This window comes from Pseudobythopirellula maris, from assembly GCF_007859945.1.
In the GTDB taxonomy this organism is placed as follows: Bacteria; Planctomycetota; Planctomycetia; order Pirellulales; family Lacipirellulaceae; genus Pseudobythopirellula; species Pseudobythopirellula maris.
Genome location: NZ_SJPQ01000003.1, coordinates 878319 through 896699, shown reverse-complemented (window position 1 = coordinate 896699; position 18381 = coordinate 878319). Strand labels below are relative to the sequence as shown.

At 68.7% G+C, this 18381-nt stretch carries 8 protein-coding genes; 5 read left to right on the top strand and 3 right to left on the bottom strand.

Features of this window, described 5'->3' with window-relative positions; translation table 11 throughout:
- Window positions 1-204 precede the first annotated feature (204 nt).
- The 3 genes from Mal64_RS16270 to Mal64_RS16260 form a co-directional block, all read right to left on the bottom strand.
- Complete coding sequence (locus Mal64_RS16270; RefSeq protein WP_146402165.1) at window positions 205-5064, bottom strand: type I polyketide synthase; 4860 nt, start codon at window positions 5062-5064, stop codon at window positions 205-207.
- A 99-nt stretch (window positions 5065-5163) separates the two neighbouring features.
- Window positions 5164-6771 carry an SDR family NAD(P)-dependent oxidoreductase gene (locus tag Mal64_RS16265; protein WP_146402163.1) on the bottom strand — a complete coding sequence of 536 codons (1608 nt, stop codon included), beginning with the start codon at window positions 6769-6771 and terminating at the stop codon, window positions 5164-5166.
- Window positions 6717-13106 (bottom strand): type I polyketide synthase, encoded by a 6390-nt coding sequence (locus Mal64_RS16260; protein WP_146402161.1) that lies wholly within the window; start codon window positions 13104-13106, stop codon window positions 6717-6719. The genes Mal64_RS16265 and Mal64_RS16260 overlap by 55 nt, the downstream gene beginning before the upstream one ends.
- 764 nt (window positions 13107-13870) lie before the next feature.
- Here Mal64_RS16260 and Mal64_RS16255 point away from each other — a divergent pair.
- From Mal64_RS16255 to Mal64_RS16235, 5 genes are all read left to right on the top strand, one after another.
- Complete coding sequence (locus tag Mal64_RS16255; RefSeq protein ID WP_146402160.1) at window positions 13871-15130, top strand: sulfotransferase family protein; 1260 nt, start codon at window positions 13871-13873, stop codon at window positions 15128-15130.
- 47 nt (window positions 15131-15177) lie between these two features.
- Window positions 15178-15702, top strand: coding sequence for an adenylate kinase (locus Mal64_RS16250; RefSeq protein WP_146402159.1), 525 nt, complete (start codon window positions 15178-15180; stop codon window positions 15700-15702).
- Between the two features lie 168 nt (window positions 15703-15870).
- The gene (locus Mal64_RS16245) at window positions 15871-16110 is read left to right on the top strand and encodes an antitoxin family protein (protein ID WP_146402158.1); all 240 of its coding nucleotides are present in this window, start codon (window positions 15871-15873) and stop codon (window positions 16108-16110) included.
- A complete protein-coding gene (locus Mal64_RS16240) occupies window positions 16107-16508 on the top strand; it encodes a type II toxin-antitoxin system VapC family toxin (protein ID WP_146402157.1) in 402 nt (133 codons plus the stop codon). The genes Mal64_RS16245 and Mal64_RS16240 overlap by 4 nt, the downstream gene beginning before the upstream one ends.
- 135 nt (window positions 16509-16643) lie before the next feature.
- A complete protein-coding gene (locus tag Mal64_RS16235; RefSeq protein ID WP_146402155.1) occupies window positions 16644-18314 on the top strand; it encodes an alpha-L-fucosidase in 1671 nt (556 codons plus the stop codon).
- Window positions 18315-18381: the final 67 nt, after the last annotated feature.

The following is an 18381-nucleotide window of genomic DNA, read 5'->3' as shown; positions in this document are numbered from 1 at the left end:
AGTCAGAACCCGAAGAGCAACCGCAGTGCCGAACAGGATTGGGCTTGTCCCGCAGTGCGTAGCGGCGGGTGGCTGGGGTCGGAGCCGCCAGGCGTAGCCCCCGGCGTTTAGCAGGTGGGCGCCGATCTGGTAGTTCGCCGGGGGCTTTGCTTCGCTGCGACCCCGGCCACCCGGCCACCGACTTCCCGGCAAGCCAGTCCTAAGTTACGCCCCGGCCAGCGACTCGGCCGCCGAGGCCCAGGCGATCGCCAGGCGGTCGTGCGTGTTGGCGCCGACGGTGGCGGTGAGGCCGTCGTCCGTGCGTCGCACGAGCATCGCGCCGCTGGCGGGGTCGGCGTCGACGACGACGAGCGACTTCGGTCGGCCGTCCAGGCCCGCGCCCCAAAGCTTGCCGGCCGCCTCTTTGGCGGTCCAGAAGCGGGTGGCCCAGCCGCCGCCGGGCGCCGAGGCTTCGAGCGATTCGATCAGCGTCTGCTCCTCGCTCGTGGCGAAGTGGTCGAGGATCCGTGTGGCGGGGCCGCCCAAGGGCTCGATGTCGACGCCGACCGGCGCGTCGGCCGCGATCGCCACGGCCGCCTGGTCGACGTGCGTGAGCGACACGTGCGGGTTGGCCAGGCCGTAGCGGTTGGTGACCCAGGGGCGTCCCGCCTCGTCGTGGCTGACCTCGATGCCGGCCGGGTGGACGCCGGTCACTCCCAGGCGGCGCTCGAACCAGAGCCGCACGGCGTCTTTGACCGCCACACGGGCCGAGACCATGCGGCGCTGCTGGTCCTCGTCTCCAAGGGCCAGCAGCTCGGCGCTCTCGGTGGAGGAGAGGGCTGTGCGCCAGGCGCGCTCCAGGCCGGCGGCGCGGATCGCCTTGCGCGGGACGATCGCGCAGCAGGCGTCGGCCGGGGCGCCCGGCAGGGCGAGCTCTTCGGCCAGGTGCAGCTCCCACGGCCGCAGGCTCCAGTGGGCGAACTGGCTGGTGAACGGGAACTGCCAGTCGCACCAGCCGTCGATCCGCATCCACACGCCGCCGGCGCCGTCGAGCACCTCGCCGCGGAAGTGGTACTGCCGCGTGTCGGGGTTGTACTCACGCAGCTCGAACCGTGCGGGGGCGACCGTGCCCACCGGCGGCGTGGGCTGCAAGAACTCGATGCGGTCGATGCCGGTCGGGAAGACGTGGATGTCGCGCGTTTGGAGCCACAGGCCGCAGAGCTGGCTGATGCCGTCCATCAGCGGCGGGTCGGTCATCAGGTACGGCTCGGGGTAAGAGGCGAACAGCTCGTTCTTGGGGAGCACGTGCAGGGCGCCGGTGATGCCGGTCTCGCCGCAGCCGTCGAGGCTCGCCAGCACCCGCAGCATCGGCCCGTGGAACAGGCGGCGGTCGGTGTAGGTCTGTTCGGCGGTGAAGGGCCAAGGCTCGGCGGGCGCCGGGGCGAGGTCCGACACGTCGATCTCGGCCCGATACTCGGCGGCGAAGCGGACGACGCCCTTGCAGACGCGGATGTCGCCGTGGTTGATGGCGACTTCCACCAGCCGGACGCCGGTCTCGGCGCCGGAGTCGACGACACGGGCGGTCGCACGGACCGTCTTGGGGCCGCTCTCGGTGACGTCGATCCATCGCGACATGCGGACGTCTTGGTAGCCGATCAGCCCCAAGCCGGGCGCCAGCAACGCGCCAGCCTGGGCGAACATCTCGACGCTGAAGGTCATCGGCACGACCGGCCAACGCTCCTCGACCGGCTTCAGCCCGCTGTCGGCGATGAACAGGTGGTCCAGCAGGTAGCGGTCTTCTTCGAGTGAGAAGGTCCGCTCGCAAACAAGCTCTTGATCGGCCGTGTAGCTCACCACGCGATCGATCATCGGCAGGCCGCCGACAGCGGCCACGATGTCGGCGGGAATCTCTTGTCCGACCTCTGCGGGAACCGCTGAAGAGAGCTCCGTAGACATATTCGAAGAGATTTTCGAAGAGAGCTCTGCTGGGGCCGCTGTGGTTAGCTCTGCGTTTGCCTCTGCGGTTGGTTCGGCCGCGGCGGGCGTCTCGTCGGCCTGCCGCGAGGCCGAAGCGGGGCGCGGCTTGGCCAGCCCGATAGGGGACCAATCCATCCGCAGCGGGATCTCCCGCGGCCGTTTCTCTTCGGGCGCGCTGGCGTCGAGCGATACCTCACAGGTGTCGCGGTGCTCGAACAGCACGCCGAGGTCGACCGTGACGCCGCAGCCGATGAGCATGGCCGCCATGCGTTGGAATTGGGTGACCGGCGAGATCGCCTCGAGGTCGATGCCGACGGCGCGGATCTTGGACCCCTTGGGGAAGATCGTCGGCGAGAGCATCGAGATCTGGCCGATGCCCGCCTGGATGAATACCCGCACCCCCTCGTCGTACATGTGGCGGAACGTGCGGTAGATGTGCATCGGCGTGACGAAGTTGCCGTACAGCAGCTCGCGGATGCCGTCCAAGTCGTCCGGGTACGGCTGGGCGTTGCTGGCCGAGTAGATCGGCAGCCGGGGCGGGTGGCAGTCGAGCTGCCGCTCGTCGAACGCCGCCTCGAGCACACGCCGCGCCTCGGCGAAGAACTCGGTGTGGACCGGCGGGTAAGGGAGCACCTGGCAGATGAGGCCTTCTTCGCGGCAGTCGGCGACGATCGCCTCGACGATCTCTTCTTTGCCCGCGATGCAGAACGTGTTGGGCGACGCCGCGATCGCCAGGCGGGCGTCGGGGTAGTCGTCCATGAACTTTTGGTGCCGCTGCTCGTCGCAGAACAGGAAGATCAACTTGACGTCGGTCTTCTGCATCAGCTGATCGGTGACCGTCATCGTCGAGGTCATGTACGGCTGGATCACCGAGTAGTAGTCGAAGCAGCCCGCCGCACAAACGGCGGTGTACTCGCCCAGGCTCAGCCCGGCGAGCATGTCGACCGGCATGCCCAGCTTGCGGATCATGACCCACCGCAGCCAGTTGCTCATCATCATGGTGAACGCGCCGATGTGCCGCTGCTCGGGCCCGCCGGTGAACTCGCCGTCGTCGCCGACCACGTCGTCGTCCAGTTGCGCCATGAACAGCCGGTCGTGGTACGACTGGCGCTCTTCGTCGGTCACGCCAGCGGGCGGCCAGAGGATCGTTTGCAGCGGCGTGAGGTCTTCCGGGTGGCGGTCGCGGGCCGTGATGAAGTCGACCTCTTCGCGGACCTCCGGGAAGTGCAACGCGAGCTCACGCAGGTGCTCGGGGAACTCGCCCACCATGCCGGGGAAGCCGTTGCCGGGGAACACCACCGCGACCTTGCCCTCCGGCTCGGCGGCATTGGCGGCGTAGAACACACGCTCGTCGATCGCCGCGTCGGTGTCGCCCTTCTCGATCCGCTCGATCAGCCCGTTGAGCTGTTCGCGCAGGTCCGCGAGGTCTGGGCAGACGAGCGCCGCTTTGCATTGTTGCGTGTTGTCGAACCTCGCGGCGAGGGTCGCGGCGAGGTCGACCGCCTCGATCGCGTCGCCGCCGCGGTCGAGCGTGGCGAGCGTGTCGCGCATCAGCGCGACGACCGTTTCGGGGGCGCTGCCGCTGAAGCCGTACAGCTCGCTCGGCCTGGTGCGCGGGGCGCGCAGCGGGCGGGCCTTCGCCTTGAACTCTTCGGGCGTGGCCTCGGCGAGGTCGACGCCGTGGACCGGAGCCCCGGCGATGCGTGGGACCTCGGCCTCTTCGAGCACGATGTGGACGTTGATGCCGCCGAAGCCGAAGGCGTTCACCCCCGCGCGTCGGGGGCCGTGGGCCGGGTCTTGGACCCAAGGACGCAGGCTGGTGTTCACCAGGAAGTCGCTCTCGGCGATCTCCGGCCGCGGCTCCTCGCAGTGGAGCGAGGGGGGCAACACCTTGTCGCGCAGGGCGAGCGAGGTCTTGATCAGCGAGGCCATGCCGGCGGCGGGCATGGCGTGGCCGATCATCGATTTCACGCTCCCCATGAACCGCCCGTGGGCGCCCGTGTTGGGGCCGTAGAACCGGCTGACGGTGGCGATCTCGGTGGTGTCGCCCGCCACGGTGCCCGTGCCGTGCAGTTCGAGATAGCTGATCCCCTGGGGGTCGACCTGCGCGTCGGCGTAGGCGCGACGCATGGCCGTGAGCTGACCCTCGGCCGAGGGGGCGAGCACGTTCACATCGCGTCCGTTGCTCGAGCTGCCGACGCCCTTGATGACGCTGTATACACGGTCGCCGTCTTTCACGGCGTCCGAGAGCCGCTTGAGCACCATGGCGCCGGCGCCCTCGCCCACCACGAGGCCGTCGCTGCGGAGGTCCATCGGGCGGATCACGCCCGAGGGCGACAGCGCGCCCAGGCACGCGAAGATGTGCCAGAACGGGATGTAGTTGGTCAGGAAGATGCCGCCCGCCACGGCCGCGTCGGCCTGGCCGCTGCGCAGCCGTCCCACGGCCTGCTCCACCGCCAGCAGCGAGGACGAGCAGGCGCCGTCGACCAGGTAAGCGGCGCCGCCGAGGTTCAACCGGTTGGCGGCGCGGCAGGCGATGATGTTCGGCATCGCGGTGGTGAGCGCCTCGACCTCGTTGGGGGGCAGGCACGAGTAGAGGTAGTCGCGCACCTCCTTGCGTTTGCCGCCCGCCATCATCTCCGGGAACCCGGTCTCGATGAGCCGCAGCACCTCGTCGAAGCCTTGCGAGCGGTAGATCGTCTCGAGCGACTTGCCGCTCTGGTAACCGCCGTGGCCCACCACCAGGTCGGTCTTGGGACGCGCGGGGTGCGAGTCGCCCATGCCGGCGTCTTCCAGGGCGTCGGCCACGACCTTGATCATGACGAACTGGTCGGGGTCGCCCTCGTTGACCGCGTTGGGGAGCACGCCGTACTTCATCGGGTCGATCGACAGGTCGGCCGGCAAGAACGCGCCCCGCGGCTTCTCGGGCAAGCAGTGCGATTCGCTGCACTCGCCGAGGATCCACTGCATGGCGGGCCAGCGGTCTTCGGGCACGTCGCCGATGGCGTCGACCCCTTCGCAAACGTTCGACCAGAAGCGCGCGGCCGAGTCGGCCTGGGGATAGATGCAGCTCATCCCGACGATCGCAATATCTTCTTCACGCAACATGGCAGCAGGGAGGATTCTGGTGGGCGGGGCGGGATTCAGGAGGGGGCAAGCAGCCGACGACCCACGGTCGTCGGAGTCACGGTCGTCGAAGGGTAAACGCTACAGGCCGCTAGGGCGGCCGCCGGCCGGGGTCTTGATGCCGCGCGACACCTCGCCGATCCGGTCGAGGGTGAGCGACAGAATCACCTCGCTCGGCCCGTCGTCGGGGGCGGCCATCTCCTCGGCGAACATGCGGATGCCGAGCTCCGGCGGCAGCAGGCCGATGCCACGATCGATGTACGCCTTGCGCAGCTCGCCCGACAGCATGCCGTAGTCCCAAGGCCCCCAGCCCGTGGCCACGATGCGGCCGGGCCACTCGGCGTCGAGGCGGCAGGCGAGCTTGTTGAGGAACTCGTTCCCCGCGCAGTAGTCGGTTTGGCCGGCGTTGCCGAATCGGGCCGACGTGCTCGAGAAGAAGGCCATCCGCTTGAGCCCCGCGGGCCGCACCTTGCGGGCCAGCGTCAGGGCCGAGGCGATCTTGGTCTCGGTCACGGCCCGGAACATCTCGGGCGTCTTGCCCTCGACCAGCCGGTCGTAGATCACCCCGGCGCCGTGGGCCACGCCGTCGAGGCGGCCGTAGCGCTCGTAAATGCCGTCGATCGCCGCGCCGAAGGCGGCGTCGTCGCGGACGTCGCACGAAACGTACTCCGCCTCGCCTCCGAGCGAACGGAACAAGGCGAGGTTCTCGGCGATGCGGCGGTTCTTGAGCAAGCGTTGCACCCGCTTCTCGATCTCGGCCGGCACCGGCTTCTCGCCCGCGTCGCGGGCCGCCGTGATCAGGTGGCCCCGCAAGGCGCCCGGGTCGAGGGCCGCCGTGTCGGGGGACTCGTCCACAAGCGGCGAGCGTCCGCAGATGACAAGCTTGCAGCCGAGCTCGGCGAGCGGGCGGGCCACCAGAGCGGTCACGCCGTCGGCGCCGCCGGTGATGAGCCACACGTCGCCGCGCTCGGCCACCGGGCCCGCCAGGGCCGTGTCGACCGGTCGCTCTTCGGTGACGACTCGCCAGCGGCGTCCCGGCGCCAGGCCGATCTCCACGCCGCCCGAATCGGATTCGAACTCGTCGACGAGCGTGTCGACCAGTTCCTCGTGTGAGAGCTCGGCGGAGGTGTCGAAGCAGGTGAGGGCGCAGTCGGGCAACTCGCCGCGGTACCCCTTGAAGAACCCGACCAACGGCGACGCGGCGATCGGCATCCCGGCGCCGTTGAATTCGGCCGCCGAGCCCTCCAGGCCAAACCGGCCGCCCATGGCCGTGACATTGATCAGGCGCGGGGTCCCCTCTTCGCACACCCCCACCAGGTCTTCGTGCAGAGCCTTGAAAAGCAAGAACACACCGTCGCTGAGGCGGCGGACCTGATCGGCGGTGGGGAGTTCGGCGTGGCGCCCCAAGTCGGTCAGACCGAGCAGCGAGATCACGCCGCCCACGGCGTCGTTCTCACGACCGCACAGCATCGGCCGCAGCTCTTCGAGCACCGACTCGTCGCCGAGGGCGAACTCGGCTCGGGCGTCGCCGAGCCAGCGGTTTTGCTCACCCGGCACGAGCACGCAAGTGCGGTAGCCACACGCCGAGAGTCCGTCGGCCAGCGGCCCCGTGACGCCTTCGGCGTCGCCCAAGATCAGGACGAGGCGTTCAGCGGGGAACTCGATTGCTTTTTTTTTTCGTCGTCCCACACCTCTTCGACGCTGACGACATGGCGGCCGTTGGCCTCGGGTTCCGCGGTTTCGGCCGATTGAGCGGCCGGTTGCGCGGCTTGTGCGGCGGCCGGGGCGGCGGCGCCGTGGTTCGCACGCCGGCGGTCGTACATCGCCACGATGTCGCCCAAGGTCTCGAGCTTGGCGAACTCGCTGAGCACTTCCTCCTCGTCCTCGTCCGCGTCGAGAAGGAACGGGTGGTACTGCTTCAGGTTGCTGAAGATCTCAACCGTCTTGATCGAGTCGATGCCCAGACCCGACTCGAGCGGCATGGTCTCGTCGAGCAGGTCGGTGGGGTAGCCGGTCCGTTGGCTGGTCACTTCCAGTAGGTCGCGGCGGAAGTCCTCGGTCGGCGGAGCGTCGCTGGGGGCGTCGTTAGGAGCTTCGGCGGGCGCCGCGGCGGCCGCGGCCGGCTTGGGGGCGCCGTTGCCGGCGTGGCCGTTCGACGCGGCGCCGTTGGTGCTCGGTGGCTTCGGGGCGCCGTTGGCCACTGCGGGAGCGGCCTGAGCGACGGGCGCCGCCGGGGTGACCGGCTGGGGCGCCGCGGGCCGCGGTGCGGGAGCGGCTGCCGGTGCAGCGGCCGTGGCGGGCAACACCCCCGCCGGGCGCACCGGTTGCGGCGCCATCGGGGCCGGAGCGACCGGCTGCGGCGCGACCGCCTGCGGGGCGTAGGCCTGCGGAGCGATCGGCTGGGCGGGCATGGGTTGAGCAGGAACCGGCTGAGCGTAAGCCACCGGAGCCGCCAGCTGCGGCGCCTGACCGGTCATCGCACACATCTGCAGCTCGAGGAACCGCTCCATCACACGCTGCTCCGAGTGCCGCATCTCGAACCATCGGCTCATCAAGTCGCTGATCGCATCCGCGGATCCTTGACCAGTTTGCGAGGCGCCAGGTTGCTGGAGGTAATGAGACACGGCTGGGAACTCCGTAGCACGGGGGGATGTTTGTGGCGTGATGGCGGCGGCGCCGACAACCGGACGAGGCGGACGGACGCCCGCCTGCGGGGCAGCGTGAGCTGGAGTGGGCTGAACTGGGCTGGACAGGTTATGACTGGGCGGCTGTTGACTGGGCGGCTGTTGACGGGGCTGGACCGAATTGGCCTGCAGAGGGCGGGCCTGATTGGGTGAGACTTGTGCCCCATTGTGATTCGGGAGAGCCGCAGTGGGGCGCGAAACCGGCGTCGATGCCACCTTTTTTTCAGCCAGCGGCTCGGATCGTGCAACGCCGTTCATCGAGGGCGCCGCAGGGGCCGCCACGGGCTTGGGCCGTTGTGCGTCGTCGGCCGCCGCTTCGGCGGGCTCCATCAGCTTGGCCGAATGCTTCAGGCCCTTCAATTCGTTGGCCGGGTGCGAACGGGTGGGGGTGAGCACCCATTCGGTCGGCGTGGGCGTGCGACGCTCGGCCGATTGCGTCGCGTACTCCATGCTGCGAATCGTGCTGAGACCGCGGCCGCCGTACCAAGCGTCGAGATCCACGCCGAGGCCTCGCGACGCGCACAAAGCCAGCAAGTGGGCGGCTTGCTCGCCGTTGGGCCGGTCGCGGGTGTCGAGCGCCATCGCCTCGCAAACGCCCGGCTTGAGGTCGAGGCACTGCGACGCGAGCCGCGTGAGCACCGATTTGGGACCCACCTCCACAAACAACCGCACGCCGCCCTCGGCCAGCGTGGCGAGCATCTGGTCAAACCGCACCGGCTCGACCAAGTGGCGGGCCAAGGTCTCGGCGATCTCCGCGGGCTCGTCGCTGTGGACGGCGCCCTTGGTGTTGCTGCCGACCGCGAGCCGCGGCGCCGCGAGCGGGTTTTCGGCGATCGCGGCCGATAGCAGCTGCGCCTGCTCGGCGAGCTCGGGGGTGTGGAACGCGGCGGTGACCGCAAGCTTGGTCGCGCGGGCGCCGGCCTCTTTAAAGCGACGGCACGCCTCGTCGACCGCGTCGCTCGGGCCGCCGATGACGGTCTGCTGAGGGGCGTTGCGGTTGGCGACGTGGGCGCCAACGCCCCACTCTTTGAGCGAACGCTCGACCTCATCGGCCGGCGCCGCGATCGAAGCCATGGATCCGGGACGCTGTGCCGACGCCTCGGCGCAAATCTGTCCCCGCGCGGCGGACAGGGACGCGAGTTGCTCGGCGTCCATCGCGCCGGCGGCCCACAGGGCGACGTACTCGCCGTAGCTGTGCCCCGCCGTGCGACCCGGCCGCAGGCCCATCGCGGCGAGCCACTCGGTCGCCGCCATCTCGATCATGCCGAGGGCGGGCTGGGCGACGGCCGTGTGATTGAGAGCCGCGGCGTTCTGCTGGGCCGATTCTTCGTCGAACACCGGCACGGGATAGACCAAACGGCTGAGCGGCTTCTCGAAGCGGTCGGCGGTCGCGCGGTTGGCGAGCTCGGCGGTCTTGTAGAGAGCCGGCTCGGTGCGGAACAGCCAGTCGAGCATGCCGACCTGCTGTGAGCCTTGGCCGGGGTAGAGGAAGCAGACCTGGTCCTGCTCGATCGGGGCGGCGTCGCTGTAGTACACGCCGGCCGGGTGCGAGGCGTCTTTGCCGGCGGCGATTGCTTCGCGCGCCCTGGCGACCTTGGTCGTGAGGTCTTCGATCGACACGGCCGCCAGCGCCAGCCGGACGGCGTCGCCGCGTCGCGGGCCGCTGCGGCCGTCGACGGCGACACATTGACCGAGCTGGGCGAGGGTCATCCCCTCGGTGTTGGCCAGGGCGGTCTTCTCGAAGCGTTCCAGCTCGCCGGCGAGCGCCTTGGCGTCGCCCGCCCGCCAGCTGAACACCTCGGCCGGTCGCGGGCAGAGGTTCAGCCGGTCGGCCGCGGCGAACGAGCCGGTGTGCTCCTCGAGCGCGACGTGGAAGTTCGTGCCGCCAAAGCCGAAGGCGCTCACCCCGGCGCGTCGCGGCGTGTCGGTCGACTCGCGCAGCCACGGCCTGGTCTCGGTGTTCACGTACAGCGGCGAGCCAACGATGCCGGCGTCGGGGCTGGGGCGCTCGACGTGCAGCGTGGGGGGCAGCACCTTGTGGTGCAACGCCAGGGCGGTCTTCACCAGGCTCGACATGCCGGCCGCCACTTTGGTGTGGCCGATCATCGATTTGACGGAGCCGACGGCCGTGGTCTCGGCCGCGGCCCCCGATTCGGCGAACACGGTCGAGAGGGTCTTCGCCTCGCTGGCGTCGCCCACGGCGGTGCCGGTGCCGTGCGCCTCGATCAGGCCCACGGTCGAGGGGTGGAAGCCGGCGTCTTCGTAGGCCCGCCGCACGGCTTTCATCTGACCGGGCGGGAACGGGGCGGTCATGCTGCGGTTGCGGCCGTCGCTCGAGGCGCCCACGCCACGGATCACGGCGTAAACGCGGTCGCCGTCGCGCTCGGCGTCGCCGAGCCGCTTCATCAGGGTCGCCGACACGCTCTCGCCCAGGGCGATGCCGTCGGCCGAGTGGTCGAACGGCCGCGACTTGCCGCGCGGCGAGAGGGCGTGCGTCTTGGCGAAGCTCATGTAGGTGAACGGGTTGTTCGTCACGTCGACGGCGCCGACGAGCATCGCGTCGCACGAGCCGCTGCGGAGCTGCTCGATGGCGGTCGTCACGCCGGCGAGCGACGCGGCGCAAGCGGCGTCGACCGTGTAGTTGGGGCCGTCGAAGTCGAGCCTGTTGGCGATCCGGCCGGCCACGACGTTGAGCAAGAAGCCGGGGAACGAGTCTTCGGTCCACTCGATCAGCCGGTCCTCGAGCTCGCCGACGAGCTGTTCGCGGACCGCCGGATCGACCCCGCTAGCCTTGGGCGTGTAGTGCCGCAGCATCGAGCGGATGGCGTAGTCGGCGCCCATGTCGTAGATGCCCGCCGCGGCGAACACAACGCCCGCTTTCGCGCCGTTGAACCGCTCGATCGTGTAGCCGGCGTCTTGCATCGCCTGGTGCGCGACGTCGAGCGCCAGCAGCTGCACCGTGTCGATGCTCGCCAGACTGGCCGGGGGCATGCCCCAGTCCATCGGATCGAAACGCTGCTTCCCGAGGAACCCGCCCCACTTGGAGTAAACCTTGTCGCGCGCCCGGCGGTCGGGGTCGAAGTACTCCTCGGCGTCCCAGCGGTTTTCGGGCACCTCGATGATGGCGTCGACCCCGCGGACGATGTTGCTCCAGTACTCGCGGATGCTGTCGGCCTTGGGGAAGATGCCCGCCATGCCGACGATCGCGATGTCGTCGGCGGAGTCGCGGCGTCGCGTGGGGGGGGCGACCACCGCGGGCTTGGGCTTGTGCTCAGCGAGCGCAAGGGCGGCGCCCTCGCAGAGCTCGGTGTGCAGTTCCGCGACGCTCAGCGTCTTGTCACGCAGCGCGGCCACTTGGCCGATCATGTACATGCCGCGGCTGACCTGCTCCTCCTGATCGACCTCGACGATCGACGACCGCCGGTCGGGGTCGTTCTCGTCGGTGCGACGCTCGACGCCCTTGGATGCCAGCCGCAACCGGCCGACGTTGAGCATCTCGAGCTCCATGCGGAGCTGCTCGCCCGCAACGCCGGCGGCGACCAGTTCACGACGCTTGGCCTCGAATTCGTAGCAGAACGGCGAGGGGGCGCAGCGTGTGGCGTGGCCGAAGCCCGACTCCAGCAGCACGGTTTTGTGGCAGGCGATCGCCTGGCGTTGGAATTCCTCGGCGATGGCGCCGCACTCCACCGCTTCGTGGGTGAACAGGTACGCCGAGCCCATCAGCACGCCGACCTTCATGCCCCGCTGGGCCAACGGGGCGGCGATCGCCGCGACCATGGCGGCGGAGAGCCCGTCGTGAATGCCGCCGGCGAAGACCAGCTCGAACGACTCGGGGTCCTTGGGGTCGATCTCCGTCAGGGCGTCGACGACCGACTGCCAGAGGGTGAAGCTGGTGCGCGGGCCGACGTGGCCGCCGCACTCGCGGCCCTCGAAAATGAAGCGGCGGGCGCCGTCGCGGACAAAGGTCTCGAGCAGGCCCGCCGAGGGAACGTGCAAGTAAGCCGCCGTGCCGAGCGCTTCGAGCCGACGTGTTTGGCTGGGCCGGCCGCCGGCGACGATGGCGAAGGGCGGCTTGTAGGCCTCGACCACAGCGAGCTGCTCATCGCGGAGCGCTTTGGGAACGAAGCCCAACAGGCCCACGCCCCAAGGCTTGTCGCCGAGCCGCTGGGCGGTCTCTTCGAGCAGTTCCTTGATCGCCGGACCACGCAGGAGCGCCAAGGCGAGGAACGGCAGCCCGCCCCCCTCGGCCACGGCGTCGCAGAACGGCGCCACGTCGCTCACACGCGTCATCGGCCCCTGCAAGATCGGGTACTTCACTCCGCAACGCTCGGCGAGCGGGCCCCCTTGGGCGAGGGCCTGTTGCTCGGCGGCGGCGGCGAGGTTGGCCGCGGCGGTCCGCGCGAAGTGCTCCAGCACGCCGTGCGCGGTGACATGCCGCTCGGCGAGCCGCGAGGCGAGCGCCACATCGGGGCTGATTTCGACGAGGCGGGGCAGCACCGCCCCCTTCGCGTCGGATTCCGAGCCGGCCAGCCTCCGGCCGATCGTGCCGAGCCAATCGCCCCCGGCGGCCAGAGTCTTCTCGATGTCGAGCACGTCGGCTCGGTCGGCGCGGCCGAAGAGTCGTACCGAAGATTTGCCGTCGGAGAGCAGCACGGTCTCGCTGCCGTCGAGCCGGGCCCAGCGCTCGCGTGCTTCGGCTGGTTCGTTCGAGTCACGCGTCAGCCAAAGCTGTTCACGGAGCACGACGCCGGCGGCGCCGGCCAGCAGCGCAGCGGCGGCGGTGTCGGGACCAACGCCGCCCTGCAGGTAGACCGGCGGCGCCCCCTCAAGGCGGCTTGCCCGCTGCAGCAGCAAGAAACTCGATTCGATCGCCACGGCGCCGCTCGCCTCGTGCCCCTTGAGCACGATGGCGTCGACGCCCTGCTGGGCGGCGGACTCGGCCGTCGCGAGATCGGTCGCTTCGATGGCAACCCGATCGGCGATCTCTCGCGCGGCTGTGACCTGAGCGCTGAGTTTGTCGGCGTCGGCTGGCGCCCCGGCGAGCAGGAGCCACGGCAGTCGCGCGCCGCCGAGCAGTTGCTTGAGGTCTTCGAGCGAATTGTCGCCGTCGAAGCGGCGGTCGCTCCGCACGCCGTAGCGGCTCGCGTGGCGTGTGTGCTCACGCAGCATCGCGACGGCTTGACGCTTCTCTTCCGCCGGCGCGCCGTGGCCGAGATCCAACAAGCCGATCCGACCCGACCGATTCGCGGCGATCGCCAAGGCGGGATCGCAGCTGTGGGAGGGTGTGACCACCCACAGGTCGAGTTCGCGATTGGCGGCGTTGTCGGTGGAGCGAATCATCCGGCTGGGGGGGCGTGAGAGGAGGGCTTCTTGCCAAGTGGTGTCAATCGGTGGCTACGGTCGTTCAGCGCGCAACTTCCCCCTCAAGCAACACAGGGTTGAATCAGCGATTGCCCCAAGAAGCCGACAACACTCCCGGTCCGTCCCAAGGTCGAAGGGAGCGGTTGCGAAGAGGGATGCGTACGATCGGCGATGAGCCACGCCGCGCTAGCTCGCGCGTGACCATGCCTGTCGCTTGGACTGGCCAAAACGATTACTCCGAGTGGTCGCCGCCTACCACTCGGATCCATGGGGGTGGGCGTCGGTCGAGTGATCCCGAGTCTTCGTGGTCGGGCTCGCTCGAAGGACGTGTTGTTGGGGGGGAGGGAAGAGTCGCCATCAGTGGCGCTGCTCCCTATTCACCCGCGCGGCAAACCGACCGAATTGCAGTCAGCCGCACGAGCATTCCACGATAATCGCATGAAAGTTGGGAGAGTCAACGCTTTAGTAAAGAAGTTTCAATTATCGCTGCACTTTTTCGTGTGAGCGTTGCGATCAGGCGAGCGGCGTCAAATAGCTAGAATGAATCTGGCGTACGGGGGAGCGCCTGTCGGGTGCTGTTGGGGGCGAGATTGAAAAAGCCAGCGGGATCGCTTTGATCCCTGCTTCGCTTGCATTAGTGTTGAATAGTTCCCTCCCGCCGCCACACAAGGCGGGGGCTCAGCACCCTCGCCTTGGGCGCGGACTCGCCCCCCTGCCCCGCCGCCGTCCTACCCCGCGTCGCCATGAATCACGCCCCCGCACGCGACCCGCTGGCGCGGCGCCTCGCCAAGTCGCTCAGCCGCGGCGCCGACCTCGTTTGGCCCGCCCGGGCGATGTCGGTCGACCAGATCAAGCATTTCGCCCAGCGCAAGACGCGGCTTGAGGACTGGGGCGCGGGCGACTTCGAGTCGCCGCTCGAGGCGCTCGTCGACTCGATCGAGTGCGACATGCGGATGACGTCGTTCGGCCGGCGGTTCATCAACGTGATGCTGATCTCCTCGGCGATGATGCGGCTGAAGGTGGTTGACGCGATGCGTCGTTTGGAGGGCGTCGAAGACGTTCCCACGCCCAAGCCGCTGTTCGTCGTCGGCCTGCCCCGCACCGGCACGACGCTGCTCTACAACCTGCTGGGCTGCGACCCGGGGCGGCGGCCGCTGATGATCTGGGAGGGGCACTGCCCCTACGACCCCACGTGGCTCGGCCAGAAAGACCGCCGCCGCCGGGAGATGGCGATCGGCATCCGCGGCATCGACACGCTCGTGCCCGAGCTTAGGCCGGTCCACAAGCTCAGCCCCGATGGGCCCGAGGAGTGCGTCGCCCTGATGCAGCGCACGTTTATCAATCCGACGTTCATCTGCTGGGGGCCGGTCAACAAGTACATCCGTTGGATCTCGGAGTGCGACGACTCGGTGATGTTCGACGCGTACCGTTTCTACCGCTCGCAGCTCAAGCTGCTCGGCTGGGGGGGCGATCACCGGCCGTGGGTTCTCAAGAACCCTGCGCACCTGTGCGGGCTGCGCGGTTTGGTCGAGGCGTTCCCCGACGCCTGCGTGGTGCAGACGCACCGCGACCTGAGCGAGGCGGTCCCCTCGTCGCTGAGCCTGTTCACCGTCTCGCGGCTGCTGACGACCGACAACCCGTACGACGACGACCACCACGCCGTGGCGCCGATGTTCGCCGACATGTTCCGCTCGGCCATACGGACCCGCGACACCCACCCCCACTGCTTCACCGACGTGTTCTACCGCGAGATGGTGAGCGACCCGGTCGCCACGGTGCGTGGCATCTACGAGCGGTTTGGGCTGGAGTACACCGACGCGTTCGAGTCGGCCATGCGCCAGTGGATCGCCGACCACCCGCAGAACAAACACGGCAAGCACCGCTACTCGCTCGACCAGTTCGGCATCGAACCGGAGTACCTCGACGAGCAGTTCGGCTTCTACAATGAACGGTTCGGGCTGAAACCGGCGGTGGAATCGGCGACCCAGTCGGCCGGCGCTTGAGGCGCCTCGCTTCGCCGCCCCGGGGCCAGCGCTTACAATTGGCGGGCATGGACCTGCTCGGTGAGCGCATCTCGGTCGTCGGCTGCAGCGGCTCGGGCAAGAGCACCCTGGCCCGTGCGCTGTCCGAACGGCTCGACGCGCCGCTCGCCGAGCTCGACGCGATCCACTGGGGCCCCGGCTGGCGCGCGCGCCCCGACGACGAGACCCGCCGCCAGATCGACCGCGTGACCCGCGGCGATCGCTGGGTGGTCGACGGCAACTACGACCGCTGCCGCGACCTCGTCTGGCCACGGGCGACCGACGTTGTTTGGCTCGACTACTCCCTGCCCCGCTGCCTGAGCCGATCGTTGCGCCGGACGTTTTGGCGTTGCCTGAGCGGCGCCGAGTTGTGGAACGGCAACCGCGAGACGTTCCGCACGAACTTCGCCTCGCGCGACTCGATCTTGCTTTGGGTGATCCATTCGCACGGGCGCGTGCGTCGAACAACGGCCGCCGACTTGGATCGGCCCGAGCACGCGCGCCTGCGCGTCCACCGGCTCCGGCGGCCACGCGACGCGGCGGCGCTGCACTAGGAATTGATGGTGGTCTGCTCGCTATCGCGGAAGACAACTGTTCCGCCTGCCGGAAGTGAATTCCGGCAGGCTCCACTAGGACCGTGGCCGAAGAAGAAGTAGGACCCTCCGCCGCCGCGGGGTATACTTGGTGAGAGAATCTCCCCCCGCCCCCTAGGTCCCCCGGCCATGCCCACGATCCACGCGATCTTCGAAAACGGCGTTTTCCGTCCGGTCGAGCCGGTCGAGCTGCCTGCGGGTGCGCGGGTGGAGTTCGAGCCACGACTGACGCAGGGCGATGTGGCCGACGGCCATACCTTAGGAAACGGTCAGGCGCCGGACACGGCGAGCATCTACACCATACTCGAGCAGAGTGTCGAAACCGGCGTTTCGGATCTCGCGGCCCGACACAATGAGCACCAGCCGTGAGGCCGGTATTTCTCGACACGGTAGGCGTAATCGCGCTCCTCAATCGGTCGGATCAATGGCGTCCTGCGGCTCTCGAAGCGTACGAGAAGTTACGCAAGGAACGCCGTGAGTTCTTAGCGACGACTTTCGTGCTGCTCGAAGCGGGTAACGCCGTGGCTCGAACCCCGCTCCGTGGGCGCGTCTTTGCGCTCGCGTCCAGCATGTCGAGTGAAGGGCGTTTGATCACGCCTGACGAATCAGACTGGGAGCAGGCTTGGCGGGCCTATGAAACGGCGCACGCTGGTGGGCCCAGCATCGTCGATTGTGTCTCTTTTCAGATCATGCGGCGACTCGGCTTGAGCGAGGTGTTCACGAACGACGCTCACTTCGCCGCGGCGGGATTCCGCCCGTTGTTCTAGCGGTTTAACCGGCGAAACACCGTGTCTCGATTCCGAGACCGACGGCGGGGCCAATTCGGCGGCCGATTCGGTTACCATAGGTCGGTTGTTGTGATTCTTCACGCCGCTTCTCCAACTCTCTTCCGGAACGCACCGATGCTGCTAAGGTCCTCGTTGTTGGCGCTTGTCGCTTGTTCTCTGTTGCTGCCGATCGCCTCGGCCCAGGTCGACCCCGACTCCTTCGCCGAGGAGAAGCTCGACTTCCCGATCACCCCCGGCCCGTTTGAGCCCAGCTGGGAGTCAATCGCCGAGCAGCACCCCGGCGGGCCGGCTTGGTTCCGCGACGCGAAGTTCGGTGTCTGGATCCACTGGGGACCGCAGGCCGCCGGCAAGTCGAACGACTGGTACGCGAAAAAGATGTACCTCGAAGACGAAAAGGCGTACCGCAACCACCGGAAGTATTTCGGGCACCCTTCGGAGTTCGGCTACAAGGACGTGCTGAACCAATGGAGCATCCCCGACTTCGACGCCGCGAAGTACATGCAGATGTTCCGCGACGCCGGCTTCCGCTACGCGAACATCATGGGCGTGCACCACGACAACTTCGACCTGTGGGATTCGAAGCACCAGCCTTGGAACTCAGTGAACATCGGCCCGAAGCGCGACATCGTCGGCGAGTGGGTCGCGGCGGCGCGTGACGAAGGGATTCGCTACGGCATCTCCTTCCACCACGAGTACACCTGGTGGTGGTGGCAGCCGGCGTTCGGCGCCGACTCGTCGGGTCCCAAGGCGGGCGTTCCGTACGATGGCGTGCTCACCAAGGAAGACGGCAAGGGCAAGTGGTGGGAGGGCTACGACCCGCGGCAACTCTACGGCCGGCCGCTGGAAGGCTACCCTGAGTACGAGCCGGTCCACCTGATCGCCCACGGCCGCCAGGGGATCTTCGACAAGCACCTGCCGTACGCCCGCGAGTACGCCACGCAGTGGGCCGAGCGGATCATGGACGCCGTCGAGCAATACGATCCCGACTGGATCTACACCGACGGCAACTCGCGGCAGCCGTTCAGTGGCAAGAAGAGCGGCTCGGGCTTCAAGTGCGACGCGGCGCAGCGCGTCGTGGCCGACTTCTTCAACCGCACGACCGAGCGTCGCAGCGAGGTCGACACATTCGCCATTATCAAGTTCAGCAAGGCCCAGCCGGGGCTCGCCTCGACGTCCGAGAGCCGCATCCCCTCGGGCGCCGCCTCCTCCGACAAAGTGTGGATGGGCGAGATGGCGATCGGCGGCTGGTTCTACGAGCCCGGCTTCTACTACGACGCGTCGTACGTCGTGAAGGGCCTTCTGGAGTTCGCCTCGCGTGACGGCAATTTCGCCGTCTCGGTGCCGCTCACCCCCACTGGCGGCATGGAGCCGGGCTGCCCCGAGATGCTCGAGGGCGTCGGCCGCTGGATGAAGCTCCACGGCGAGGGGATCTACGGTTCCTACGCCTGGGAGGCGACCCGCGAGGGCGATCGCAACATGCCGCGCGGCGCCTTGGGACGCAAGCAGGTCGAGTTCGAGTTCACCCCCGAAGACCTGCGCTACACGCGCGGCAAGGACGGCTCGCTCTACGTCTGGTGCATGACCGTGCCCCCGACCGGCACGAAGCTGTGCGCCGCGTCGATGGGCGAGGCGGCCGGGCTACTCGGCGCCGACCCGAAGAGCGTGACACTGCTGGCCACGGGCGCCGAGTGCGAGTGGACCCGCGATGGCGACGCCCTCTGGATCACCTGTCCCGACACTTCGACGGCGGAATACGCCCTCGGTTTCCGCGTCGAGGTGGAGTGACCTTGCTCCCCCTCCCCCGCTGGGGCAGGGGCTAAGGGATCGCGCGGAACCTTCACGCCTGCTGCGC

What these genes read in the sequence shown, in the direction of transcription:
- Mal64_RS16255 (WP_146402160.1), top strand. Translation starts at nt 13,871, where the DNA reads ATGAATCACGCCCCCGCACGCGACCCGCTGGCGCGGCGCCTCGCCAAG.
- Mal64_RS16270 (WP_146402165.1), bottom strand. Translation starts at nt 5,064, where the DNA reads ATGTTGCGTGAAGAAGATATTGCGATCGTCGGGATGAGCTGCATCTAT.
- Mal64_RS16245 (WP_146402158.1), top strand. Translation starts at nt 15,871, where the DNA reads ATGCCCACGATCCACGCGATCTTCGAAAACGGCGTTTTCCGTCCGGTC.
- Mal64_RS16250 (WP_146402159.1), top strand. Translation starts at nt 15,178, where the DNA reads ATGGACCTGCTCGGTGAGCGCATCTCGGTCGTCGGCTGCAGCGGCTCG.
- Mal64_RS16260 (WP_146402161.1), bottom strand. Translation starts at nt 13,106, where the DNA reads ATGATTCGCTCCACCGACAACGCCGCCAATCGCGAACTCGACCTGTGG.
- Mal64_RS16235 (WP_146402155.1), top strand. Translation starts at nt 16,644, where the DNA reads ATGCTGCTAAGGTCCTCGTTGTTGGCGCTTGTCGCTTGTTCTCTGTTG.